This is a genomic window from Tessaracoccus terricola (assembly GCF_054776555.1).
The window spans coordinates 807,423-832,482 of record NZ_BAAHBS010000005.1 but is presented as its reverse complement, the minus strand read 5'-3'; the positions used below and the strand labels follow the sequence as shown (position 1 = coordinate 832,482).

20 protein-coding genes and 1 tRNA gene are annotated in these 25,060 nt (G+C 69.3%); 5 read left to right on the top strand and 16 right to left on the bottom strand.

Going from position 1 to position 25,060, the window contains the following annotated elements; translation table 11 throughout:
• Positions 1–80: 80 nt before the first annotated feature.
• Positions 81–1,148, bottom strand: coding sequence for a 3-deoxy-7-phosphoheptulonate synthase (locus ACYU7G_RS13765; protein WP_461108759.1), 1,068 nt, complete (start codon positions 1,146–1,148; stop codon positions 81–83).
• A 312-nt stretch (positions 1,149–1,460) separates the two neighbouring features.
• Positions 1,461–2,342 (bottom strand): LysR family transcriptional regulator, encoded by an 882-nt coding sequence (locus ACYU7G_RS13760; RefSeq protein WP_461108757.1) that lies wholly within the window; start codon positions 2,340–2,342, stop codon positions 1,461–1,463.
• Positions 2,343–2,421: 79 nt separating this feature from the next.
• Here ACYU7G_RS13760 and ACYU7G_RS13755 point away from each other — a divergent pair, with 79 nt between their 5' ends.
• A complete protein-coding gene (locus tag ACYU7G_RS13755; RefSeq protein ID WP_461108755.1) occupies positions 2,422–3,384 on the top strand; it encodes an EamA family transporter in 963 nt (320 codons plus the stop codon).
• Here ACYU7G_RS13755 and ACYU7G_RS13750 read toward each other — a convergent pair.
• From ACYU7G_RS13750 to tig, 7 genes are all read right to left on the bottom strand, one after another.
• On the bottom strand, positions 3,340–4,071 hold the full coding sequence (locus ACYU7G_RS13750) for a hypothetical protein (RefSeq protein WP_461108753.1): 732 nt from the start codon (positions 4,069–4,071) through the stop codon (positions 3,340–3,342). The two genes, ACYU7G_RS13755 and ACYU7G_RS13750, sit on opposite strands and share 45 nt — an antisense overlap.
• A 175-nt stretch (positions 4,072–4,246) precedes the next feature.
• Complete coding sequence (locus tag ACYU7G_RS13745; protein ID WP_461108751.1) at positions 4,247–7,450, bottom strand: S41 family peptidase; 3,204 nt, start codon at positions 7,448–7,450, stop codon at positions 4,247–4,249.
• Positions 7,451–7,498: 48 nt separating this feature from the next.
• Positions 7,499–8,782 (bottom strand): ATP-dependent Clp protease ATP-binding subunit ClpX, encoded by a 1,284-nt coding sequence (gene clpX / locus ACYU7G_RS13740; protein WP_461108749.1) that lies wholly within the window; start codon positions 8,780–8,782, stop codon positions 7,499–7,501.
• A gap of 122 nt (positions 8,783–8,904) precedes the next feature.
• Positions 8,905–9,549 carry an ATP-dependent Clp protease proteolytic subunit gene (locus ACYU7G_RS13735; RefSeq protein WP_461109598.1) on the bottom strand — a complete coding sequence of 215 codons (645 nt, stop codon included), beginning with the start codon at positions 9,547–9,549 and terminating at the stop codon, positions 8,905–8,907.
• An 8-nt stretch (positions 9,550–9,557) separates the two neighbouring features.
• The gene (locus tag ACYU7G_RS13730) at positions 9,558–10,154 is read right to left on the bottom strand and encodes an ATP-dependent Clp protease proteolytic subunit (RefSeq protein ID WP_461109597.1); all 597 of its coding nucleotides are present in this window, start codon (positions 10,152–10,154) and stop codon (positions 9,558–9,560) included.
• 108 nt (positions 10,155–10,262) lie between these two features.
• The gene (locus ACYU7G_RS13725; RefSeq protein WP_461108747.1) at positions 10,263–11,474 is read right to left on the bottom strand and encodes an AI-2E family transporter; all 1,212 of its coding nucleotides are present in this window, start codon (positions 11,472–11,474) and stop codon (positions 10,263–10,265) included.
• A 159-nt stretch (positions 11,475–11,633) separates the two neighbouring features.
• On the bottom strand, positions 11,634–13,190 hold the full coding sequence (tig, locus tag ACYU7G_RS13720; RefSeq protein ID WP_461108745.1) for a trigger factor: 1,557 nt from the start codon (positions 13,188–13,190) through the stop codon (positions 11,634–11,636).
• A gap of 150 nt (positions 13,191–13,340) precedes the next feature.
• On the opposite strand from tig, the gene ACYU7G_RS13715 reads away from it, so the two are divergent.
• A tRNA-Gly gene (locus tag ACYU7G_RS13715) sits at positions 13,341–13,414 on the top strand.
• 86 nt (positions 13,415–13,500) lie between these two features.
• The gene (locus ACYU7G_RS13710; RefSeq protein ID WP_461108743.1) at positions 13,501–14,637 is read left to right on the top strand and encodes a class II aldolase/adducin family protein; all 1,137 of its coding nucleotides are present in this window, start codon (positions 13,501–13,503) and stop codon (positions 14,635–14,637) included.
• On the opposite strand, the gene ACYU7G_RS13705 is transcribed toward ACYU7G_RS13710, so the two are convergent.
• Both ACYU7G_RS13705 and ACYU7G_RS13700 read right to left on the bottom strand, forming a co-directional pair.
• A complete protein-coding gene (locus ACYU7G_RS13705; protein WP_461108741.1) occupies positions 14,638–16,122 on the bottom strand; it encodes a rhamnulokinase in 1,485 nt (494 codons plus the stop codon).
• Positions 16,123–16,297: 175 nt separating this feature from the next.
• On the bottom strand, positions 16,298–17,320 hold the full coding sequence (locus ACYU7G_RS13700; protein WP_461108739.1) for a LacI family DNA-binding transcriptional regulator: 1,023 nt from the start codon (positions 17,318–17,320) through the stop codon (positions 16,298–16,300).
• A 371-nt stretch (positions 17,321–17,691) separates the two neighbouring features.
• On the opposite strand from ACYU7G_RS13700, the gene ACYU7G_RS13695 reads away from it, so the two are divergent.
• On the top strand, positions 17,692–18,054 hold the full coding sequence (locus tag ACYU7G_RS13695; RefSeq protein WP_461108737.1) for an L-rhamnose mutarotase: 363 nt from the start codon (positions 17,692–17,694) through the stop codon (positions 18,052–18,054).
• Positions 18,055–18,059: 5 nt separating this feature from the next.
• Positions 18,060–19,226, top strand: a complete 1,167-nt coding sequence (gene rhaI, locus ACYU7G_RS13690; protein WP_461108735.1) for an L-rhamnose isomerase — start codon at positions 18,060–18,062, stop codon at positions 19,224–19,226.
• A 125-nt stretch (positions 19,227–19,351) separates the two neighbouring features.
• Here rhaI and ACYU7G_RS13685 read toward each other — a convergent pair whose 3' ends face one another.
• Genes ACYU7G_RS13685 through ACYU7G_RS13665 form a run of 5 tightly spaced genes read right to left on the bottom strand, consistent with a single transcriptional unit; the run spans position 19,352 to position 25,057 of the window.
• Positions 19,352–19,900: a gluconokinase gene (locus ACYU7G_RS13685; RefSeq protein ID WP_461108733.1), complete on the bottom strand. Its 549-nt coding sequence runs from the start codon at positions 19,898–19,900 to the stop codon at positions 19,352–19,354.
• Positions 19,897–21,126: a D-mannonate dehydratase ManD gene (gene manD, locus ACYU7G_RS13680; protein ID WP_461108731.1), complete on the bottom strand. Its 1,230-nt coding sequence runs from the start codon at positions 21,124–21,126 to the stop codon at positions 19,897–19,899. The genes ACYU7G_RS13685 and manD overlap by 4 nt, the downstream gene beginning before the upstream one ends.
• Before the next feature lie 52 nt (positions 21,127–21,178).
• Entirely contained in the window at positions 21,179–22,582 is a 1,404-nt protein-coding gene (locus ACYU7G_RS13675) for a mannitol dehydrogenase family protein (protein WP_461108729.1), read from the bottom strand.
• Complete coding sequence (gene uxaC, locus ACYU7G_RS13670) at positions 22,579–23,988, bottom strand: glucuronate isomerase (RefSeq protein ID WP_461108727.1); 1,410 nt, start codon at positions 23,986–23,988, stop codon at positions 22,579–22,581. The genes ACYU7G_RS13675 and uxaC overlap by 4 nt, the downstream gene beginning before the upstream one ends.
• A gap of 55 nt (positions 23,989–24,043) precedes the next feature.
• Complete coding sequence (locus tag ACYU7G_RS13665; protein WP_461108725.1) at positions 24,044–25,057, bottom strand: LacI family DNA-binding transcriptional regulator; 1,014 nt, start codon at positions 25,055–25,057, stop codon at positions 24,044–24,046.
• Between the last annotated feature and the right edge of the window lie 3 nt (positions 25,058–25,060).

The following is a 25,060-nucleotide window of genomic DNA, read 5'->3' as shown; positions in this document are numbered from 1 at the left end:
TCCGCGCTCCCGGGACGGGAGGCGGCGCTATGACGGTCCACCAATGGCAACGACCCAGTCCCCCGATGAGTTCCCCGGGTTCAGCCCCGACGGTCGGCGGCGGCCCGGGCGAGCTGCTCGAGGACACCCTCGCTGACGTCCCAAGCCATGCACGCATCGGTGACGGACTGGCCGTAGGTGAGTCCGCTGGGTGCCGGCTCCTGCCGGCCGCCGACGAGGAAGCTCTCCAGCATCACGCCGGCGATGCCGCGCTCCCCCGCTGCAACCTGCTCGGCGATCTCACCGGCGACGACAGCCTGCCGGATGTGGTCCTTGCCGGAGTTGCCGTGGCTGGCGTCCACCACCACAGACGGCGCCAGGCCGGCGGCAGCCAGCTTCTCGGTGGCGGCCCGGACGTGCTCGCGGCCGTAGTTGGGACCGGCCTGGCCACCCCGGAGGATCACGTGCGAGTCGGGATTGCCGGCGGTCTCGACCAGCGCCGCACGGGCCTGGTCGTCGACGCCGAGGAAGGCCTGCGGCGATCCGGCGGCCAGGCAGCCGTCGATGGCCACCTTCACGTCGCCGGAGGAGGAGTTCTTGAACCCGATGGGCATCGAGAGGCCCGAGGCCAGCTGCCGGTGCACCTGCGACTCGACGGTGCGGGCCCCGATGGCTCCGTAGGAGACGGTGTCCGCGATGTACTGCGGCGAGGTGGTCTCCAGGAACTCGCAGCCCGCAGCCAGACCGGTGTCCAGGACGCCGAGCAGCACCCGACGGGCCAGCCGCAGGCCGCGGGGGATGTCGTAGCTGCCGTCCAGACCTGGATCGTTGATGAGGCCCTTCCAACCGACGGTGGTGCGCGGCTTCTCGAAGTAGACGCGCATCACGACGAGGAGGTCGTCGGAGAACCGCTCGGCGGTGGCGGCGAGCTTGGAGGCGTAGTCGATGGCGGCCTCGGGGTCGTGCACGCTGCAGGGGCCGACCACCACGAGGAGGCGGTCGTCCCGGCCGGCGAGGACGTCGGCCACCTCGGCGCGGGAGCGCGAGACGAGGGCGGCGGACTTGTCGGGGAGCGGCAGGTCGTCGATCAGCTCGGTGGGCGTGGGCAACGGGTCCATGCGCAACACACGCAGGTCCTGGGTGCGTTCAGCGGCTGGTGTGGCGGTCATCTTCGGGTCCTTCGAGATCGTTGCGGCGGACCCACCGACGCTACGGAGCGCCCGCCTGGAATGGCTGGGCGTGGACTGTTGGTCCACGCCTGGTCGGGCTCCGTCCGCGCGCGTCAGCAGGTGCTTGCGGCGGCCGGAGCCGACACAAAGCGCCAATACCAACGAGCGGAGTTCATGGGCCAGAGCATACACACACGAGGCACTCGCCCCGTAGTTCGTCTCGCCGGCGCACGGTGGCCGGCGTGACCACGGTCGGCGACACACCGCGTTCGTATCCCACAGTGCCTCGGAGCCGCCTGCGGCGGACGGCTGTCACGGGGTCTCCGCCACCCCCTCAAGCACTTCCAGGAACGCCAGCGCTGCGGGGCTGGCGTTGAAGTCGCTCCACGCCAAGTGTTCGACCCTCTCGGGGCCGTCGGTCACGGGGATGGTCACCAGCCCGCGGCGCTCGGGCACCACTCCGGGCGGCAACAGCGCAACGGCCAGTCCGGCGCCGATCAGGTCCAGCATCAGGTCCACCGCCATGGCCTCGAAGGCGACCTCCCTGCGAAGTCCCGCAGCGGCGAACCCACCGTCGCTCTGGGAGCGGCCGGGAGTGCCGGCCGGGAAGTCGGCGAACGGCTCGTCGGTGAGGTCCACCAGCCGTAGTCGACGGCGCCTCGCCAACCGATGGCTCTCGGGCAGCACCGCCACCAACCGGGCACGGCGCAACTCTCGATGGCCGACACCCCTGGGCGGGTCGTTCGCCGGCAAACCGAGGAAGGCCACGTCCATCTGCCCCTGCCTGATCGACTCGATGAACTGGGTGCTGCCGCCTCCCCGAACGCTGACCCCCACCTCCGGGTGCGCTGCCCGGAACCGGCTCAGGGCCGCGGGAACGTCGACGGCGGTGACGGTCGGGATGATGCCGATCACCAACTGTCCCCGCACCTGTCCGGCAGCGGCGGCGGCATCGACCACGGCGCGATCGGCGGCCTCGAGGCAGGCACGCGCCGAAGGCAGGAAGGCCTCCCCCGCTGCCGTCAGTTCCACCCGACGGCTGGTGCGTGCGAACAGCGTGAACCCGAACTCACGCTCCAACACCTTGATCTGATGACTCAGGGCGGACTGGACGACGAAGCAGTCCCGGGCGGCCTGCGTGAAACTCTTCGTGCGGGCCACCGCGAGGACGTATCGAAGTTGTTGGAGCTCCATCCGTCCATCGTGGATCAAGATCGATTCGATGACAAGCATGTGTTGGACTCATGGCTGCCGGTGGAGCATGGTTGGAGACATGACCACCACCCAGCAGTCGGCACCCGTCGCTCCGCAACGCAGCGGCGGCCGTACGGCGATGATCCTCACGACGGCCATCACCCCGATGGTCTGGGGCACCACCTACATCGTCACCACCGAACTACTGCCGCCCGGCCCGATGTTCGCCGGTCTCATGCGGGCCCTGCCCGCCGGCCTGCTGGCCATCCTCCTCTCGCGGACGCTCCCCCGCGGCTCGTGGTGGTGGCGCGCAGCGGTGCTCGGCACCCTGAACATCGGAATCTTCTTCCCGATGCTGTTCATCACGGCCGAGCGCCTCCCCGGCGGCGTCGCGGCCACGCTGGGCGCGACGCAGCCGATCATCGTGGCGCTGCTGGCAGTGCTGATCCTGTCCGAACAGCTCTCGGCGTCGCGGCTGCTCTGGGGCGTGCTCGGGGTAGTGGGCGTCGGACTGGTGGTGCTCGGACCGGGTGCGGGCATGGACGTGGTGGGGGTGGTTGCCGGCCTGGTCGGGGCCGCGAGCATGGGGCTGGGGGTCACGCTCACGAAGAAGTGGGGACGTCCAGACGGCGTCGGACCCATGGCCTATGCCGGCTGGCAGCTCGCTGCCGGCGGTCTGGTGCTGCTCGTGCCCACGCTGCTCATCGAAGGAGTGCCTACCGGGATCGACGGCAAGGCCATGGTGGGCTACGCCTGGCTCGGGCTCGTCGGCGGGCTGCTGGCCTACACGCTCTGGTTCCGCGGAGTGCGCGCGCTGCCCGTGGCCCCGACAGCCCTGCTGGGCCTGCTCTCACCCCTGGTCGCGGCCGCAATCGGCGCCCTGGCACTGGGCGAGACCTTCAGTCTCGTCCAACTGCTGGGCTTCGCCCTGGCGCTCGCGGCCTTGGTCGCGGGCCAGCTGGTCGGCCGCGATGACCCCGGCCACCCCTCCGAAGGGTCAGCCGAGCGGCCCAACCGCGTGGATCTCGTTGCTGAACGTTGAGCCAGAGTCGTCACCGTCGCAGGGCAGGACCTCCACGACGACGCCGGTCTCCACATCCAGCGAGACCCGGTAGGAGCTGGGATAGCCCAGTGGCGGGCGGCGGCGCGCCACCTCGGCAGAATCGTTGAAGTCCAGGGCCTGGCTCACCTCGCCGTACAGCAGCGGGCAGCAGGAGCACCGTGGGTTGTAGCCGTCCTCCTCGCCGGGCCGGGCCCGGCAGGTGGCGGTCCACGTCTCGCGACCGAGACGGCGGTGGGCCTCGACGGCGCCCACGTCGACACCGTGTGACAACTCCACCGGGTCCAGCATTGCCACCCAGCGGTAGTTCTCCCACATCGGGTCGTCGTAGTCGATCCCCACCGCATCCGGTCGTTTCTCGACCAGTCCGTCGGAACGACGCCGCGGCTCCACCTCCTGCGGCGCGACCGTGGGAACGTGCACGGGCTGCACCGGCTTCCCACCACCGTCCCACCCGAACAACGCCGAGCGGCTGTAGGGCACCCCCGTCTCGACGTGGCGCTTTCCCCGGAAGAGCACTTCCAGGTGCCCCGGCCTGCTCAACCACGCCTCCGCCGGTTCTGTGCCTGACGACCGGTGGGTGAAGTGCAGCGAGCCGAACCGCCACGGCGAGGAGCGCGCCAGCGCCCGGAAGTCATCCGGTCCCGGCGCCAGGGGCAACGCAGTCATGAGCCCATGTTGCCCCAGGTTCAACGCGGCGCGCGGCGCCTGAGGTCTCGACACGTCGGCTCGTTCCTCGCCGTCTACTCGACCAGCGGTTCCCGCGCCTACTTGCCTCTCACTCGACACGTCGGCTCGTTCCTCGCCGTCTACTCGACCAGCGGTTCCCGCGCCTACTTGCCTGTCAGACGCGGGGCGGCTCGATCTTCGGCGGGGTGGCCGCCGGGGTCTCCTCCAGCCGCTGCAGTGCCTCCTCGATGGCCCGGTCAAGCTGGACGTCCGCATCGGACTCCCACTCGGCCGGGCCAACGGGCACGACGATGTCGGGCTCGGTGCCGTGGTTCTCCAGCCCGTAGCCGAGCTTGTTGAACGCGTGTGCGTAGCGAGGCTGCGTGACGTCGGTGCCGTCGACCAGGCTGAAGCGGCCGTCGATCCCGATGACACCGCCCCAGCTGCGCTCGCCGATGACCGGTCCCAGTCCAAGTTCCTGCGCGGCGGCGGTGACGATGTCGCCGTCGGACCCGGCGAATGGGTTGGTGACGAACACCAGCGGACCGCGCAGGGCCTGGCTGGGGTAGGTCATGGCCTGGCCGAAGTGCCTGCCCCAGGCCCAGCCGGTGACCTTGCGGGCGAGCCGCTCGATGACCAGCTCCGAGGTGTGCCCGCCGCCGTTGAAGCGGACGTCGGCGATCACGGCCTCGCACTGGACGGCCTCCCCGATCAGGCGGTGGAACTCTGCCCAGCCGTGCGCGGCCATGTCCGGCACGTGCACGTAGCCGATGCGGCCCTTCGACTTCTGGCGCACGTACTCGGCCCGGCTCGCGACCCACTCGTGGTAGTGCAGGCTGGCCTCCCCCGCCACCGGCACGACGGCCACGCGGCGCTTCATCCTGCCCCTGGCCAGGGTGAGCTCCACCACCTTCTCCGCAGAACCCTGCAGCAGCGCACCGATGTCGGCGACCTCTGCCGTGGAGCGGCCGTCGACGGCCAGGATCACGTCACCCGGCTGGGCGGCGACACCCGCGGCACGCAGCGGGGAGCGGGCCGACGGGTCCGAGGTCTCCCCCTCCAGGATGCGGGCGATGACCACCTCGCCCTTCGCGTTGCGGCTGAACTCGGCGCCGAGCCATCCCACGCGGCCGGTGTCCTCGCCGTGGTCCGGCGGGATCACGTATGCGTGCGAAGTGTTGAGCTCGCCGACGGTCTCCCAGAGGACGTCCACCAGGTCGTCGTGGGTGGCGAGGCGTTCGACGAGCGGGCGGTACCCGGCGGTGATCGCCTGCCAGTCGTTGCCGTCCATGTCCTCGCGCCAGTAGTGGTCACGCATCAGGCGGGCGTTCTCGTCGAACATCTGGCGCCACTCGTCGCGGGGATGGATCTCACGCCGCAGCCGGTGCAAGTCCACGGCGATGCGGGAGTCATCGTCGTCACCCGGCTTGGCCTCGGCCGGCTGCACCCACACGTCGTCACCGTTGCGGACCACCAACTGCTTGCCGTCACCACTGACCCAGGCGGCGTCGCAGGCCTCGACGACGACGCCCAGCTTGCGCTTGCCCACGTCGTAGAACTCGATGCTGTCCTTCGCCTCGTCGCCGGGCACCTTGCCCGCGCCCAGCTCTCCGGTGTAGGCCGACAGCCTGCGCCACAGCACGCCGTCCTTGCAGGCCTGCAGGTCCACGTACCGGCCCGACGGCACCGGCAGCGGCACCATCCGGCTCTCGGCGCCCTCGAGGTCGAGGACCACCACCTCGGGCTTGGAGTCCTCCTCGCCGTCCTTCTTGGGCTCTTCCTCGTCCTCGCTGATGTTCCAGCCGTCGGCCGACGGGCCGAACGGTGCCGGGTCCTCGGCGCGCAGCGGGATAACGAACGGGCGGATCGTGTGGGTGAACGACAGGTCGAAGACCAGTTCGTCATAGGTCGGGTCGATGGTGCGCGACGACAAGAAGTACAGGTACTTGCCGTCCAGGCTGAACACCGGGCTGAAGTCGTTGAACTGCCCCCGGGTGAGCGTGGCGGAGGTGTCCTCGGCGAGGTCGTGGGCCACGAGTCGGCCCAGCATCCCCTCGTTCGCGATGGCCTCCCGCCACACGAGGTAGCGGCCGTCGGGTGAGAACACCAGACCGGTGGCCTCGCCCTCCGCGGAGCGGCCCACCTTCTTGACGCTGCCTCGGGCCACGTCGACGACGCTGACGGTCCCGTCGTGGCTGGCTACGGCCGCCTTGGTGCCGTCGGCGTTGGAGGCCAGCGCCAGGACGCGTCCCAGCTTGCCCTGCGCGATGCGGCGGGGGTCGCCGTCGCCGTCGAGCTGCATGATCTCCAGGCAGTCCTCGCCCTCGGCGTCGCTGACCCAGATGGCCTTGCCGGAGTTGCCGAGGATCTGGGGCTCACGGATCCGCACGCCCGGCAGGTCGCTGAGCGCGCGGGCGGGACCTCCGCGGTGGGTCAGGAACCAGGCGGAGCCGCGCCAGTCCAGTAGCGAGCCGTCCCCGCCGTGGTCGGGCACGATGGCCTCGAGCCGTTCCGTCGGCGACGGCGCGAACGGTGCCGGGTCCGCCAGCGCCACCTGCACGTCGATCCGCTTGGACTTGCCCTCCAGGCCCTTCATCCGGAACAGCTGCCCGCGGGCGTGGTAGACGACGGTGGTGCCGTCGGTGGTGGCATCGCGGACGTAGCCCTCGTCGAAGGTGTGGTGGGTGTGGCTGCGCAGGTCGGTGCCGTCAGGGTTGACGGACCAGACCTGGGCTTGCTCGCGGGGGTTTCCCGGCAGCGAGGCCCCCAGGTCGGAGGTGAACATGATCCGGTCCCCGAACCAGGCCGGCGCATTGAGGCTGGCGGCCTGTTCGGGCAGGAGCCGGCTCCACTTCTTGCGCTTGGCGTCGGAGACCCACAGCCGCACCGCCATGCCGCCCCGGTAGCGCTTCCACATCTCGGGGCCACGGAAGTTGGGCGACGCGACGACGACCCGCCCGTCGGGGTGCACCGCCGCGGCCATGGCGGGACCCCATGGCATGCGCTCGACGTCGCCGTCGAGGGAGACGGAGTAGAGGCTGGTCAGGGCACGGTTGCCGTCGGCGTGGTCGGAGGCCAGCAGGACGTGCTCGTCGTCCAGCCAGCCGGAGACCTGCATGCGGCGGGCCCCCACCCAGGTGAGCCGACGCCGACCCCCGTCGAGGTCCACCACGTGGAGGTCCTGGCCGCCGCCCACGTCGTTGACGAAAGCCACGCTGGTACCCGACGGCGAGAACCGAGGGCTCCGCGGCGGATGCCCGTCCGCGGTGAGGCGGTGGGCACGGCCACCGTCGGTGGAGGCCAACCAGACGTCGTCGTCGGCGACGAAGGTGATTCGGTTCCCCAGGACGTGCGGGTAGCGCAGGTAGCCAGAAGTCATGGGCACAAACCTACTCGCTCGGGACAAGCGATTCGAGCCCGAAATATCTCAGGCGGACAGGTCCCTGCGACGTGCCAGCTTGGCCCGCGGAATGAGTTCCGGGGCACCCTCGCCGGAGACTGCGTCGCCGTTGATGACGACCTGTGCGATGTCCTCGTCGGAGGGGACGTCGAACATCACGTCGAGGAGCAGTTCCTCGAGGATGGCCCGGAGACCACGGGCGCCGGTGCCGCGCTCGAGGGCGAGTTCGGCGATGGCCTCGATGGCCTCGTCGGTGAAGTCCAGGCGGACGCCGTCGAGTTCGAAGAGCCGTGCGAACTGCTTGGTGAGTGCGTTGCGGGGCTCGACGAGGATGCGAACGAGCGCCTCCTTGTCCAGCGGCGAGACGCTGGAGATCATCGGCAACCGGCCGATGAACTCGGGGATCAGGCCGAACTTGTGGAGGTCCTCGGGACGCACCATCGCCATCGGGTCCGCGCTGACGACCTGCTTCTCCGTGGAGATGTTGAATCCCAGCGGGCGCTTGCCGATGCGCGAGTCGATGATGTCCTCGAGGCCGGCGAAGGCGCCACCGACGATGAACAGCACCTTGGTGGTGTCGATCTGGAGGAAGTCCTGGTGCGGGTGCTTGCGCCCGCCCTGCGGCGGGACGGACGCGACGGTGCCCTCGAGGATCTTCAGCAGTGCCTGCTGCACGCCCTCGCCGGAGACGTCACGGGTTATCGACGGGTTCTCGCTCTTTCGGGCCACCTTGTCGATCTCGTCGATGTAGATGATTCCGGTCTCGGCCTTCTTGATGTCGAAGTCCGCGGCCTGGATGAGCTTCAGGAGGATGTTCTCGACGTCCTCGCCGACGTAGCCGGCCTCCGTCAGCGCGGTGGCGTCAGCCATGGCGAACGGCACGTTCAGCATCTTGGCGAGCGTCTGCGCGAGGTAGGTCTTGCCACAGCCGGTGGGGCCGATGAGGAGGATGTTGGACTTGCCCACCTCCACCGGCTCGCTGTCACCGCCGTGGCGGGCGGGGACCAGGGCGTCCGACTGGATCCGCTTGTAGTGGTTGTAGACGGCCACGGAGAGGGCCTTCTTGGCCGAGTCCTGACCGATGACGTAGGTGTCCAGGAAGTCATGGATCTCGCGGGGCTTGGGCAGCTCCTCGGCGATGCCGTGGTCCTCGGTCTCGGGGAACTCCTCCTCGATGATCTCGTTGCACAGGCCGATGCACTCGTCACAGATGTAGACGCCGGGCCCTGCGATCAGCTTCTTGACCTGCTTCTGGCTCTTGCCGCAGAAGTTGCACTTGAAGAGCTCGCTGGACTCCCCGATGCGTGCCATGCCCTCACCTCCCCGATGAGACTTCGGATACCTACGTAAAAGTTGTGGTGCCGCAAACCCTACCCGTCACCGGGCCAGCTGACGCGCGAACCGACGGCGCGCCAGCCGATCCCGGATAACGATTAGGACTCGACGTCCTTGAGCGAGGTCAGGATGTCGTCGACGATCCCGTACTCGACCGCTTCCTGGGCGGTCAGGTACTTGTCGCGCTCGATGTCCTTGCTGATCTTGTCCAGCGGCTGGCCCGTGTCCGTGGCCAGCATGTTCTCCATCAGTTCCCGAATGCGCATGATCTCACGCGCCTGGATCTCCAGGTCCGAGGACTGGCCGTAACCGCCCTCGGTGGCGGGCTGGTGGATCAGGATCCGCGAGTTGGGCAGCGCGAGGCGCTTGCCGGGGGTGCCTGCCGCGAGCAGCAGGGCCGCGGCGGAGGCCGCCTGGCCCAGGCAGACGGTCTGGATGTCCGGCTTGATGTAGCGCATCGTGTCGTAGATCGCCGTCAGCGCGGTGAACGAGCCACCGGGCGAGTTGATGTAGATGGAGATCTGGCGCTCGGCGTCCATCGACTGCAGGCACAGCAGCTGCGCCATGACGGCGTTCGCGATGTCGTCGGAGATGGGCGAGCCGAGGAAGATGATGCGGTCCTCGAAGAGCTTCGTGTAGGGATCCACACGACGCACGCCGTAGCTGGTGCGCTCCTCCCACTGCGGGATGTAGTAGTCCATGGAGGGACCGGCCGGGGCCAGGCCGCCGGGCATCAGGGGCATGTTGTTGTTCACTGGTTCGGAGCCTCCGAGTTGATCTGGGACGCACGCTCGTAGACGTGGTCGATGAAGCCGTACTCCTGCGCCTGCAGGGCCGTGAACCAGCGGTCCCGGTCCGAGTCGGCCTCGATCTGCTCGACAGTTTGTCCGGTGTGCTGGGCGATGAGCCCGGCCATGGTCTTCTTGATGTGCAGGGACTGCTCGGCCTGGATCCGGATGTCCGACGCGGTGCCGCCGAGACCGCCGGAGGGCTGGTGCATCATGATGCGGCTGTGCGGGAGCGCGAACCGCTTCCCGGGGGTGCCCGCGGAGAGCAGGAACTGCCCCATGGAGGCCGCGAGGCCCATCGCCACGGTGGCCACGTCGTTGCTGATCCACTGCATGGTGTCGAAGATCGCCATGCCGGAGTCGACGGAGCCGCCGGGAGAGTTGATGTAGAGGTAGATGTCCTTGTTGGGATCCTCCGCGTTCAGCAGCAGCATCTGCGCGCAGATCGCGTTCGCGTTCTCGTCACGTACCTCGGAGCCGAGGAAGATGATCCGGTTCGCCAACAGGGAGGAGTAGACATTGTCGTTCAGGCCGAATGGGGACCCGCCGGGGCCAGCCATCGTCACTTCGTTGCTTCGCTTCTCGGTCACGTCACAAACTTACCGGGTAGTTCCGACAACCGAAGCGATCCCCACGCTGTTCGCGCACCGATGAACCCCGGGCCACGCTCAGGAATCCCCGGTGACGGGCGACGCCGCGGGCTCCGCGGCGGGCTCGGACTCCCGCTCCGGCGGGTCCTCCTCCGGCAGGACGTCCTTCGGGTTGGCGGCGATCAGGGCGTTGACCCAACGCAGCCGCGGGTCGTTGTCGATCAGCATCGCCTTGATCATCAGCGTGAACGGCAGGGCGATCAGCGCCCCCAGGGCACCGAACACGGCGGTCCACAGCAGCAACGAGAGGAAGGACACCGTGGGAGTGATGCCCACCGACTCCCCCGTGTACTTGGGCTGGATGATCGACTGGATCACGAAGTTCAGCACGCAGTAGGCCACCACCACGATCAGGGCGGTGATGGGCCCCTTCTCGAACAGGGCCAGGAGCGCCGGCGGCACCAGCCCGATGACGAACCCGACGTTGGGGATGTAGTTGGTGATGAAGCTCAGCATCACCCACACCAGCGGGAGCGGGATGCCCAGGACCACCAGCACCACGCCGTCGAGGATCGCGACGATGAGGCCGAACACGGTGGTGACCAGCCAGTAGCGACGGATGCCGAGGGCGAACGACTCGAGGCTGTCGGTGAAGGTGGGGTGGAGCCGGTCGGTGATCCCGAACCGGGTGCTCATCGACGGCAGGTCCATCACCATGAACACCATCACGATCACCACCACGACGATCATCCCGGTGGCCCCGGAGCCGGCGGAGGCGATGTTGCCGACCACGTTGAGGATGCTGGCCGGGCTGATGCTGCGCAGCTGCTCGAGCAGCGCGGCCTGGTCGAAGCCGAACTGTGCCAGGAAGGCGATGCTCTCCTCGTACATCTGCTGGAACTCCGCAGAGTAGTCGCTGAGCTTGCGCACCATCGACGTGACGGACCACACGATCATGCCCACCGCCGCGAGCAGCACGAGCAGCACCGTCAGACCGGTGGCGATCGCGCCGATCCAGCGCGGCACCCGGTGCTTGGTCAGCCACGTGTAGATGGGGTAGGCGGTCACCAGCAGGTTCACGCCCAGGAACAGTGGGGCGATGATGCCGCTGTACTCGCGCAACAGCATCAACGACAACGCCACTGCGGCGAGCACGAGGGCCACCATCGCGAACTGGGACAGCCTCGATGTCGGAGGGCGCCGCTCCCCAGCACCGACGTCCTGCGTGGCGGCGTCGGTGGTCTGTTCTTCGTCGACGACCGGCTGGCGTTCCCGGGATTCCTGCGTCATTCGATCCTCCACACTGAAGCGCCCGGCGCGGTCCGGGCACGGCAAGTCTAGGGCTGGGCGGGCCTTCGGGGCCCCGCGCATCCCCCTGATCGGACCCGGAGATGCGACGACGCCGCCGGGAGTGTCCCGGCGGCGTCGTCAGTACTGGTGAGGGAGGTCCTACTTGTCCTCGTCAGCCTTCTCGTCGTCCTTCTTCGCGGCAGCCTTCTTCTTGGGGGCGGCCTTCTTCTTGGCGGGCTTGGCCTCCTCGGCCGGGGCCTCCTCGACGGCAGCTTCCTCGGCGGCGGGCGCGTCGGCCTCGTCGGCCGCGACGACGGAGTCGCCCGCGACGTCAGCGGCGGACTTCTCGGCCTGCTCAACGATCTGCTGGAGCTGGTCCACCTCCTCGGAGGCGGGCTCGGGGAACTCGATGGTGTTGCCCTCGGAGTCCTTGACGGTGGCAGCCAGGCACATGGCGGCGAGCGCCTTGCCGCGACGGATCTCCTGCATCCAGTCGCCCATGTGGTTGTGCTCCATCATGTGGTTGATCTCGTCCTGCGGCGTGGTGCGGTTCTCCTGCGCCTTGCGGAAGATCAGCTCGGTGAGCTCCTGCTGGGAGACGTCGAGCGAGTTGTCGTCGGCGTACTTGTCCAGCACGATCTGCGCGCGGACGGCCTGCTCGGAACGCTCGTCGATGGCGGCCCAGAACTCCTCCGGGGTCTCGGCGTCCTCCTCCTCGGCGGTCTCCAGGTAGTCCTCGACGCTCAGGCCGCCGTTGGCGAGCTGGCGCTCGATCTGCTGGCGACGGGCCTCGAGCTCGGCCTTCAGGAGCTGCTCGGGAACCTCGAACTCGGTCTTGGCGATGATGGCCTCGAGGACCTTGTCACGCGCGTCGGCGAGCTGCTCGGCCTCACCCTGCTGGGCGACGGCCTTGGCCAGGTCCTCGCGCATCTCGGCAACGGTGTCGAACTCGGAGACCAGCTGGGCGAACTCGTCGTCCACCTCGGGCAGCTCCTGCTCCTGCACCTTGCTGACGGTGACCTCGATCTCGGCCTCCTGGCCGCGGAAGGCGCCGCCCACGAGGGTGGAGGTGAAGGTCTTGGACTCGCCGGCACTCAGGCCGGTGACGGCCTCGTCGAGACCCTCGAGCATGCCGTTGCCGTCACCGATCTTGTAGGTGACGTCGTCGGCGGTGGCGTCGGCCAGCGGCTCGCCGTTCTGGGAGGCGACCAGGCTGATGGACAGCACGTCGCCGTCCTTGGCGGCGCGCTCCACGACGGTGTTGGTGGCGAAGCGCTGGCGCAGCAGCTCGATGCGCTCGTCGACGGCGTCGTCACCGGATTCGACCTTCTCGACGGTGGCCTCGATCGCCGAAAGTTCCGGGAGCTCGAACTCGGGACGCACGTCCACCTCTGCGGTGAACTCGATCAGCTCGTTGTCCTCGAGCTTGGTGACGTCCACGTCGGGCTGGCCCATGGGCTTGATGTTGGACTCGACCACGGCCGCCTGGTAGGCATCCGGGAGGGCCTCGTTGATGGCCTCCTGCAGGACGACACCACGGCCGAAGCGCTGGTCGATGACCGCAGCCGGCACCTTGCCCTTGCGGAAGCCCGGGATGCTGACCTGTTCGGCGATCTCCTTGTAAGCCTTGTCCAGGTGGGGCTTGAGGTCTGCGAACGGGATCTCTACGGTGAGCTTCACCCGGGTGGGGCTGAGCTGCTCTAGGGTGCTGGGCACGAAAGTTGTCTCCTGGTGAGTTGGTGGTTCCGCCCAATCCTAGCGACGCGGCCCCCTCGGACAACAATCGCGCCGATCACGGCGGACCGCCGCTGCAGCGCGGCGATTGGTCCCCGGCCGCCACATACATATAGAATGGCGGACGGTTCTGCGGATGTAGCTCAATGGTAGAGCCCTAGTCTTCCAAACTAGCCACGCGGGTTCGATTCCCGTCATCCGCTCCAGTTCCACGAGGGCCCCGGCTGTTGCGCCGGGGCCCTCGTGTTCCCCCGAGCAGCAGTGGTATCTTGCCCATGAAACGATTCACGCCATGGACGATGGAGACCCGATGGACGACGCCGCCTCCCTTCACGAACAGTTGGTCCGCCTCTCGAACCACTTCGGTTCCCAGGTGGAGTACGCCCGCGCCGGCGGCGGCAACGCCTCGGTCAAGCACGACGGCATCCTGCACATCAAGCCCTCGGGCACCACTCTCGCCACGCTGCGGGACGAGGACCTCGTCCCCCTGCGCATCGACGTGCTCCTGGCGGCGCTCGCCTCGGACGAACTGGTCGAGGGCGACCCGGTGATGGCGGCCGCGACGGCAGCCAGGGTCGGCGACCCCGACGGCCGGCGCCCCAGTGTGGAGATCCTGTTCCACGCCCTGATGCCCGAGCCCCTCGTCCTGCACCTGCACCCGCTGGCGGCCAACGCCCTCACGTGCAACGAGAAGGGGCCCCGACTGGCTGCCCGACTGCTGGGCGACGAGGCCGTGTGGGTGGACTACATCGACCCGGGCGTTCCCCTGGCCCGCGGCATCGACAACGCCCGCAAGGAGTACGAGGAGCGCACCGGCCGGCCGGCACCCGGCATCACCCTGCTCGGCAACCACGGCATCATCGTCGCAGGGAACTCCTACGACGAGGTGGCCGCCCGGATCGAGCACCTCACCCGCACCATCCGGGACGCGATCGACGCCGCCCCTGCAGCGGAGGGCCGGCCGGCAGCGCTGACGGTGGACGTCGACGCCGTCGCCGAGGCATTCCGCACGGCCACCGGCTCCGCCGCCGTGGCCTCGGCAGCCGACGAGTTCGTCCGCGCCAACGCCGTACTTGGCAGCGGTCCCGTCTGCCACGGACCACTGATCCCGGACCAGATCGTCTACGCCGGGTCCCTGCCCGCACACCTGCCCGACGAGGCCGACGGGGTCGCGGCGGCGGTCGAGCGCTTCGCGTCGGAGAAGGGGCGCGCCCCGGTCTCCGCCGTGGTCCCCGGCCAGGCGGCGTTCGCCGTCGGCGCCACCGAGAAGGCTGCCCGCAACGCCTTGGACACCTTCCTCGACGCGCTGCGCGTCGCGCGGGACGCCGACCGGTTGGGCGAGGTGCGCGTGCTGGACCAGCGCGAGCGCCACTTCATCGAGAACTGGGAGGCCGAGGCCTACCGCCAGTCGGTGGCTGCCGAGGGCTGATCAGCCCATCCGGTGCGCTGCCCGCTCCCACTGTTCGGCACCGCCCGAGGGGAGGTAGGTGCGGGTCTGCGACGAGGCGCGCACGACGTCGCGGAGTTCACCCAGCCCACCCTCTAGCAGTCCGACGGCTCGGGCCTGGACCACCAGGTTGCCAAGCGCGGTCCCCTCGTCGGGGCCGGCAACCACGGGCAGTCCGGTGGCGTCGGCGGTCAGTTGGCACAGCAACTCGTTGCGCACCCCACCGCCCACGATGTGCACCACCCCGACGTCACGTCCGCTGATCTCGGCCGAGCGTCGGATGGCCCGGGCGTAGGCAATGGCCAGGGAGTCGAAGATGCAGCGCGCGAACTCCGCCGGCGTCTCGGGCAACGGCTGGCCGGTGCGCCGCGCGGCCTCCGCGATCCGCGATGGCATGTCACCCGGCGGGAAGAACGCGGCGTCGTCGACGTCGATGACGGTCCGCAGCGCGGGCACCGCGGCCGCCTGCGCCACCAGCCCCGGCACGTCCACCTCGATCCGCTGCTCGCGCCACGTCCGCACGGACTCGTTGAACACCCACAGCCCCATCACGTTCTTCAGGAAGCGGACCGTGCCGTCGACCCCCAGTTCGTTGGTGAGGTTGGCCGCACGGGCCTCGTCGCTGAGCACCGGCTCGTCCAGCTCCAGCCCCACCAGGGACCAGGTGCCGCACGAGATGTAGGCGAAGTCCTCGCGCTGTGCCGGGATGGCCACGACGGCGGAGGCGGTGTCGTGGGTGCCGACGGCCACCAGCGGGGTGGGCTCACCGGCCGCGGTGGTGAGGCCGAGCCCACCGGCGTTGACGGGTCCCACCACGTGGCCGGGCTCGACGAGGTCGGCCAGCAGGGGCGAGACGTCACGGTCGAAGCGCTGCGCCAGCACCTGGAGCACCTCGGGGCGCCAGCGCCGGGTGCGGGGGTCGAGGATGCCGGTGGTGGAGGCGTTGGTGACCTCGGCCACGCGGCGCCCGGTCAGCCAGCAAGCGAGCAGGTCCGGCACCAACAGGAGGTCCTGCGCGCGGGCCAGCCGCTCCCGGGACTCCGCCACCAGTTGGAAGACGGTGTTGAAGGGCTGCACCTGCAGCCCGGTGAGGCCGTAGAGCCGTTCGTTGGGCAGTTCGGCGAAGAAGGCCTCGGGCGCGCCGAGGGTCCTGTCGCAGCGGTAGCTGGCCGGGTTGCCGATGAGCTCGCCGTCGGCGTCGAGCAGGCCGTAGTCGACGGCCCAGGTGTCGATCCCGACGCTCTCCAGGGGACCGACGTCGTGGCTGGCCGCCCGCAGCCCGGCGGTGACCGACTCCCACAGCCGCAGCACGTCCCAGTGCCGTCGCGGCCCGCGCCGGGTGGGGACCTCGACGGGACCGTTGGGGAACCGGGCGGCCTCCCGCAGCTCGAACCGCCCGCGGGTGAGGGTGCCGGTGATCACCCGGCCGCTCGAGGCCCCGAGGTCAACCGCAGCAAGCGTCGTCATCGACAGCACCTTTCATGAAACGTTTCACGCATCATAGCGCAGTGCATTGGGGATCGTCAGCCGTGGGGGTGGGTCCGGTGTGGTGATTCGGATGCTTCACCAGCAGAGTCACCACCCTGAGCGCAGGAGGCGGCGAGCCCAGGCGCAGAGCCCGCACCACCGGCCGAGGCGCACGTCAGGCCGCAGCGCGTCCCACCGTCGAGGCCCGCACCACCAGTTCGGGCTGGTGCACGACGTCGCGGTGCCCGTGGGCGTCGCCGTCGAGGATCTCGGCCTCCAGCAGCTGGAGCGCCTCCCGACCCAGCTCCTCCGCGGGCTGGCGCACCGAGGTGATGGGCACCACGGCACTCTGGCAGAAGTCGATGTCGTCGTAGCCGATCAGGGCGATGTCGGTGGGGACCTCGAGGCTGCGGCCCATCACCAGCGACTGCAGGACGCCGGTGGCCAGGAGGTCGTTCATGGCGAAGATGGCGTCGGGGCGGTCGGGACCGGCGAGCACCTGCTCCCCCAGCGCCCGGCCGGCGAGGATGCTCATCTCCTCGGGCTCCAGGTAGTTGACCTCGACGCCCGCGCCCTCCGCGGCACTGAGTGCACCCGCGCGTCGGCGCCCGATCTGGCGGTAGTGGTCCGGGCCGCCGAGGATGGTGATGCGCTTGCGGCCGAGCTCGAGGAGGTGCTGCATCGCCAGCTGGCCGCCGTGGAAGTCGTCGGCCGAGACGGTGCAGAAGTCTGCCTCCGGCTCGACCGAGTCCACGAGCACCACGCGGGTCCCGCGTGCGGCGACGGCGCGGTGCTGCGTCAGGTCGGCCGCACCGGGGGTGACCAGGATGCCGCGGGCGCGCTGCTGCTCGAACTGGGACAGGTAGTACTGCTCCTTGCTGACGCGGCGGTGGCTGTTGGCGACGAACAGGCCGAGGCCCTGCTCCTCGGCCGCCTCCTCCGCGGCGAGCGCGATGCTGCCGTAGAACGGGTTGGAGGTGTCCACCACCACCAGGCCGACGGCGCGGCTGACGCCCGCCTTGAGCTGTCGCGCGGCGTTGTTGGGGACGTAGCCGAGCTCGGCTATGGCATCCAGCACGCGCCGCCGCTTGGCCTCGGAGACCGTGTTCGGCTTGTTCAGCACGTTGGACACGGTCCCCACGGAGACGCCGGCCTCCCGGGCGACGTCCTTGATCCCAGCTCCGCCCTCACGAACCACCGAACACCTCCACACCGCCGCTCGTCGCGGCCCTCTGACACGTCTGAGCAATCCTCCCATAGCGTGAATCGTTTCACGCTGTGAACTCGCGAAACCGTGCCCGAATTCGGCGCCCTTTGATGCACGGAGCCGCGACCCCGACCCCAGACGCTACCCGCGACACCGGACGCCACCCGGCACCCCAGCCGCTACCTCCATGGCGGTAGCGACTGGGCCTCGGGTAGCGTCCACACGACCGGGGACGGTCGCCGCGTGACGCGGGGAGCGATCCGACACCCCGCCTCCCCCGGAGCCACCGGGCATTGACTTCGCACGCACCGGTGTGGAACGATCAATGCACTGAATCGTTTCATCCTCACTGTGGAGGGCACATGTCCCAACGTCGCCGCTACTGCATGCACGCGCAGGTGGACCCCGCACGCATCGACGAGTACAAACGTCGCCACGCAGCAGTGTGGCCGGAGATGCTGCAGGCCCTCGCCGCGTCCGGGTGGCACAACTACTCGTTGTTCCTGCGGCCCGACGGGCTCCTGATCGCCTATGTCGAGAGCGACGACCTCGACGCGGCCCAGGCCGCCATGGCCGCCACCGAGGTCAACGCCCGCTGGCAGGCGGAGATGAGCGACTTATTCGTCGGACTCGATTCCACTCCCGACGTCGGCTTCCAGCCGATCGAGGAGGTCTTCAACCTCGAAACCCAGCTAGCGGCCGCCTCCGGCCAGAAGGAGAACTGAACACCATGACCATCCCCCAGGAGATCCTGGACGTCCTCGCCCGGCAGCGCATCGAGGTGCCGAGCTGGGCCTACGGCAACTCGGGCACCCGGTTCAAGGTGTTCGGCACGCCGGGCACGCCGCGCACGGTCCAGGAGAAGCTCGCCGACGCCGCACAGGTGCACAAGCACACCGGGCTGGCTCCCGACGTCGCGCTCCACATCCCCTGGGACAAGGTGGACGACTACGCCGCGCTGCGCCGCTTCGCCGAGGTCCTCGGGGTGGGACTTGGAACCATCAACTCCAACACGTTCCAGGACGACATCTACAAGTTCGGCTCACTCACCCACTCGGACCCGGCAATCCGCCGCAAGGCCGTGGACCACCACCTCGAGTGCATCGAGATCATGGGCGCCACCGGTTCCCGGGACCTCAAGATCTGGCTCGCCGACGGCAGCAACTACCCGGGCCAGGTCAGCATCCGTGCCCGCCAGGACTGGCTGCACGAGTCGCTCTCGGAGATCTACGCCCAGCTCGGGGCGGACCAGCGGATGGTGCTGGAGTACAAGTTCTTCGAGCCGGCGTTCTACCACACCGACGTCCCCGACTGGGGTACCTCCTACGTGCAGGTGGCCGCGCTCGGTGAGAAGGCGATGGTCTGCCTGGACACCGGCCACCACGCCCCCGGCACCAACATCGAGTTCATCGTCGCGCAGTTGCTGCGGCTCGGGAGGCTCGGCTCGTTCGACTTCAACTCGCGCTTCTACGCCGACGACGACCTCATCGTCGGCGCCGCGGACCCGTTCCAGCTGTTCCGCATCCTGTTCGAGGTGGTCGTCGGGGGCGGACTGGACGAGGACTCCCCCGTCGCGTTCATGCTGGACCAGTGCCACAACGTCGAGGACAAGGTTCCCGGCCAGATCCGATCCGTCCTGAACGTCCAGGAGATGACCGCCCGGGCACTGCTCGTGGACCGCGAGGCCCTGCGCATGGCGCAGGAGGCCGGTGACGTGCTGGGCGCGAACGGGATCCTGATGGATGCCTTCTACACCGACGTCCGGCCGGCGCTGGCCGAGTGGCGTACCTCCCGTGGCCTCCCGGCCGACCCGATGCGCGCCTTCGCGGAGTCCGGCTACCTGGGCAAGATCGCCGAGGAGCGCGTCGGCGGCCAGCAGTCCAGCTGGGGCGCCTGACCCCGGTCGTCCTGGGGTGCGAGCGGCAGCGAGCCTCGAAGGGCATCTGACTGCGCCCTTCGAGGCTCGCAAGCTCGCACCCCAGGGCAACTGGTTTGGCAGGTACTGGTCCCCTGAGGGCGGTGTCAGTGGCCGTTGCAGCGCAACCAGGCGGTGGCGACGGAGGCCAGCTCCTCCGGGGAGTCGGAGACGTCGAACACGCGTCCGGTCTCGTCCGTGTCGAGCATCTCCAGCGTCGCCAGCTGCGAGTCCAGCAGGCTGGCGGGCATGAAGTGCCCGGGGCGGACCTGCATCCGGTCCCACAGCAGGTCCCGGCTGCCGTGCAGGTGCACGAACACTGCGTCCGGTGCCCCGGCGCGGATGATGTCGCGGTAGCTGCGCTTGAGCGCGGAGCAGCCCAGCACGAGGGTGCGGCCCTCGTCGCGCGCGGTCTGCAGCCGGGACCCGATTTCCTCCAGCCAGGGGAGGCGGTCGTCGTCGTCCAGCGGGATGCCCTGGCTCATCTTCTCGATGTTCGCGGGCGGGTGCAGTGCGTCACCGTCGACGAAGTCGCCGCCGAGGTCATCTGCGATCAGTTCCCCCACCGTCGTCTTGCCGCTGCCGGAGACACCCATGACGACGACGCGGAACCCCGCGGCCTGCGCCGCGGAGCCCGCATCCTGTGCTCTGGTCACCAGTCGTGGACCGTTCCGTCGACAAGGCGGTTGTACGGCAGGTAGGCCTGCTGGTACGGGAACGCGTTGGCGGCTTCGACGTTGAACTCGACGCCCAGTCCGGGGGCGTCGCCCGGGTGCAGGTAGCCGTCGGTGAAGGTCATCTGCTGCTCGAAGACCTGGTTGGTGGCATCGGAGTGCTGCATGTACTCCTGGATGCCGTAGTTGTGGATGGACAGGCCGACGTGCAGTTGCGCGGCGAAGCCGATCGGCGAGATGTCGGTGGGGCCGTGGAAGCCGGACTTGATCTGGTACTGCTCGGCGAAGGCCATGACCTTCTTCAGCGGCGAGATGCCACCGAAGTGGGTGGAGGCGGCACGCACGTAGTCGATGAGCTGTTCCTTGATCAGCAGTTGGAAGTCCCAGATGGTGTTGAAGATCTCACCGATGGCCAGCGGCGTCGTGGTGTGCTGGCGGACCAGGCGCAGGCCCTCCTGGTTCTCGGCCGGGGTGCAGTCCTCCAGCCAGAACAGGTCGTAGGGCTCGAGTGCCTTGCCCAGCTTCGCGGCCTGGTTGGGGGTCATGCGGTGGTGGCCGTCGTGCAGCAGCGGCAGCTCGGGGCCGAACTCGTTGCGGACCGCCTCGAAGACGGTGGGCAGGTGGCGCAGGTAGGCGCGGGTGTCCCAGTCCTCCTCGGTGGGGAAGGCGCCGCGGCCGGCAGGCTCGTAGTCGTAGCGCTCGCCGGAGGCCTGGGCCTGGGCGGCGACGCCGTAGACGGCCTTGATGCCGGGGACCGCGGTCTGGACACGCACGGACTTGTATCCCTGCTCGAGGTGCATGCGGATGGAGTCGAACAGCGACTCGATGTCGGTGCCGGACGCGTGGCCGTAGGCGCGCAGGCCCCTGCGGGAGGCGCCGCCGAGGAGCTGGTAGACGGGCATGCCGGCGGCCTTGCCCTTGATGTCCCACAGCGCCATGTCGACGGCGGCGATGGCGGCCATGGTGACCGGGCCGCGACGCCAGTACGACGAGCGGTACAGGAACTGCCAGGTGTCCTCGATGTTGGCCGGGTCCTTGCCGATGAGCAGCTGGGCCACGTGCTCCTTGAGGTAGGCCGCGACGGCGAGCTCGCGACCGTTGAGGGTGGCGTCGCCGATGCCGACGAGACCCTCGTCGGTCTCGACTCGCAGAGTCACGAAGTTGCGCGACGGGCTCGTCACGAACACTTCGGCCTTGGTGATCTTCATGTGTGCATCCTTACCGGTAGCGGCGCGGTGCGCCTGGAGTGGTGTGGGCTGTTCAGTTCTTGAAGGTGCCGCGCAGCGCCTTGAGGGCCGCCACGGTTTCGGGCTCGGTCGCCAGGTGTTCGTCGATGATGGCCAGCAGAGCGGGGGTCTGGTCGTCGGCCCCGGCGGCGATCGCGATCCGCGGCCCGGCGGGGTCCTTGACGTGCTCCCCCGCGCTGACCTGCTCGGTGACCCGGTCCATCCAGGCCGCGATGGGTCGCAGGGCGGCGGCGCCGTCGCGCCCGGCCTCGCGCTCGGCGAGGAGCACCGGCACCGCGCGGGCCGCCAGCTTCAGGGAACCGTCCATCCCGATCTGCGTCAGGTAGTGCGCGATGCGAGGGTTGTTGAAGCGGTCCCGCAGCGCTGCCCGGTAGCCCGGGATGTCCAGTTCAGGGTCGGTCAGGTGGTTGGCGGCGGCGTCCCAGAAGTCCTCCACCCAGCCGGAGACCTTCTCGTCGGCCAGGGCGGCGGCCACGGTGCCGTGGCCGCGCAGGACACCCGCGTAGGCCATCAGCGAGTGCGCGCCGTTGAGCAGCCACAGCTTGCGCCGCTCGAAGGCCTCCAGGTCCTCGACGAAGACCGCGCCGGCGTTCTCCCAGGCGGGTCGGCCGCCGGGGAAGTCACCGGCCAACACCCAGGAGGCGAACGGTTCGGTGATCACGGGCGAGGCGTCGTCATAGCCGGTGGCCTCGGCGACGGCCTGCTTGTCCTCGTCCGTGGTGCGGGGCGTGATCCGGTCGATGGAGCTGTCCACGAAGGACACGTTGTCCGAGATCCAGCGGGCCAGCAGCGGGTCCACCGCGGAGGCGAAGCCCAGCACGGAGGCCTTGGCCGCTGCCCCGTTGCCGGGCAGGTTGTCACAGGAGACGACGGCGATGGGCCAGCCGTCGGCCGCGCGGCGGGCGGCCAGGCCCACCACGAGGCGGGCGGTGGCGCTCTTGACCTTGCCACCGAGGCCCTGGCTGACGGTGAAGTCCTTGGCGTAGTGGCTGCGCAGCGCCTCGATGTCCGCGGCCACCTGCGGGTCGTCGGTGTCGAGTTCGGCGTTGCCGGGGCGCAGCTTGTAGCCGGCCTCGGTGACGGTGAGGGTGACAACTGCAACCTCGGCCTGCGCCACCAGCGAGGCGAGGGCGGCGAGGTCCGCACCGTCGTGGGCGGAGACCACGGATGAGATCACCTCGTGCTTGTCGCCGTCGGGGCCGCGCTCCACCAGGGTGTAGAGGCCGTCCTGGGCGGACAGCAGTTCGGCCGCCTCGGGGCTGCGGCCCGTGAAGGCCGCGATGCCCCAGCCGTCGCCGGCGCGCTGGGTGTACCAGGCCTGGTGGGCGCGGTGGAACGCACCGAGCCCGAGGTGGACGATCCGGGCCGGCGGGCGCTGGCCGGCGTCATGGGTGGTGGCGTTGAGTGGTTTCGTCACAGCTTGAATGCCCTCCTCGGTGAAGCGTCGACGAGGTCGACGATGATCTCTGCGGCACGTTCCTCGGTCACCCGGTGCTCGGCGACGAGGCGGGCCAGGAAGCCTGCCTCGATGCGGCGGCTGGCGTCGTGGCGGGCCGGGATGGAACAGAACGCGCGGGTGTCGTCGATGAAGCCGGACGAGCGCGAGAAGCCGGCGGTCTCCGTGACGGCCGCGCGGAATCGCGTCATCGCGTCGGGGGCGTCGAGGAACCACCAGGGCGCACCGATGTAGACCGACGGGAAGAATCCGGCCAGCGGCGCGAGCTCGCGGGAGTAGACGGTCTCGTCGATGGTGAACGGGATGAAGTGGAAGCCCTCGGCGGTGCCGAAGTCCGCCAGCAGCGGCTGCAGGCCCGTGGCGAAGTCCACGGCGTGCGGGATGTCGTGGCCCGTGTCCGGCCCGAAGCGGGCGAGGCTCTCGGGGTGGGTGTTGCGGTGGACGCCGGCGTGCATGGTCATCACGAGCCCGTCCTCGACGGCCATGGCCGCCTGGGCGTACATCATGTGCGCCTCGAAGGCGAGGGCCTCGGCACGGCTGGCGGTGCCGGCGACGCCCTTGTCGAACAGGGCGGCGGCCTCGTCGCGGCTGAGCTTCAGGGTGTCGGCGGTCTCGGTGCCGTGGTCCGATGAGACTGCTCCGTGCTCGACGAAGTAGCGACGGCGGTTCGCCATCGCCGTGATGTAGCCGTCGTAGCCGGACTTGCCGTCGCCGGCGGCCTGGACCAGACGGTCGACGTTGCCGGCGAAGTCGTCGGCCCAGAACTTGGTGTAGGCGTCGGGCCGGAAGGTGGGCAGCACGCGCGGCGAGAACGACTCGTCGGCAGCGAGCCGGTCGTGCGGGGCGAGGTCCGCCAGCGGGTCGTCGGTGGTGGCCAGCACCTCGATGCCGAACTGGTCCATGAGCGCGCGGGGGCGGAAACCGGGCTCGTTGATGCGCGCCTGGATGGCGTCGTAGACCTCGTCGGCGGTCTCCTCGCGGATGTCCAGGTCATCGACTCCGAAGACGGTGGCGAACTCCTGGCGCAGCCAGTAGCCGGAGGCAGTCCCGTCGTAGAGGGGCCAGTGCTTGCAGAAGGTGCGCCAGGCCTCGCGCGGTGTGGCACCCTCGGTGCCGCCCACCCGGAGCTGGTCCAGCTTCACCCCTGCGGAGTGCATGACGCGGGTGACGTAGTGGTCGGGGCTGATCAGCAGTGCGGTGGGGTCCGGGAAGGCGACGTCATCGGCGATGATGGCGGCATCCACGTGCCCGTGCGGGGAGATGATCGGCAGGTTCTCCACCTCGGCGTGGAGGCGACGGGCGATCTCGCGCACACCGGGATCTGCGGGGAGGAGCCGGTCGGGATGGTTCGAGATGTTGGAAGGCATGTTGTCATGTTCTTCGTAGCGGGTGGCCGGTGGCAATGAGTTGCCGTCGGTTGCCTCAATTGCCGGGGGGCGGTGCGGTCGAGTTCCGGACCACGAGTCTGGTGGGCAGGACGACGGGCCGGAATGGGTCGGCCATGGTGTTGCCGGCCATGCCCAGCAGGTTGCGCACGCCGGTGGCCCCGATGGCGTGCATGGGGGCTGCGACGCTTGTCAGGCCCGGTGTGGTGAGACTGGCGAACACCGAGTTGTCGAAGCCGACGACGCTGATGTCTCCCGGGACGTCGCGGCCCAGTTCCCGAGCCCGGCCCATGAACCCGAGGGCCAGGAGGTCGTTGTAGCCGACGACGGCCGTCGCGCCCGTGGTGAGCACTGTCTCGGCGATCGCCTCGCCGCCCTCCCTGGTGGGGGCCGGGCTCTCCACGAGGGTGATGTTCAGCCCCAGTTCGTGGGCACCCTCCTTCAGTGCCCGCCAGCGCATGCCGTGGGCCCAGGACGCCTCGGGGCCGCTCAGGTAGGCGATGTCATGGTGCCCGAGTTCCCCGATGTGCTCTATCGCCCGTCGCATGCCGCGGGCGTTGTCCGTGACGACGCTGGCAACACCGGTGACGCCCCGGTTGATCACCAATGTCGGCTTCTGCTTGGCCATGGCCCGGATGCCGGAGTCCGACATCCGCGAACTACTGAGCAGGATCCCGTCGACGCTGTCCAGCACGCGCTCGAGAGCCTCGCGCTCCACGATGGCGGACTCGCGGGTGTGGGCCAGCAGCATCGTGTAGTTGTGCCGGGCGGCCTCCTCCTCGGCGCCCCGGATCATGTCGAAGTTGACGGGGTTGGTGATGTCGGCCACCACCAGGGCGATGGTGCCGTGGCGCCGGGACCCTTCCGGGACGCTGACCCGCAGCTCCACTGCCCTGTAACCGAGTTCGAGTGCCACCTGCTTGATCTTCTGGGCCGTGGAGAAGCTCACCCGGCCGGGCCGGGCGAAGGTGCGCGAGACCGTCGACGCCGAGACACCCGCGGCCTTCGCGACGTCGTAGATCGTCACGGGTTTGGGTTCTTCTTCGGCCATGGC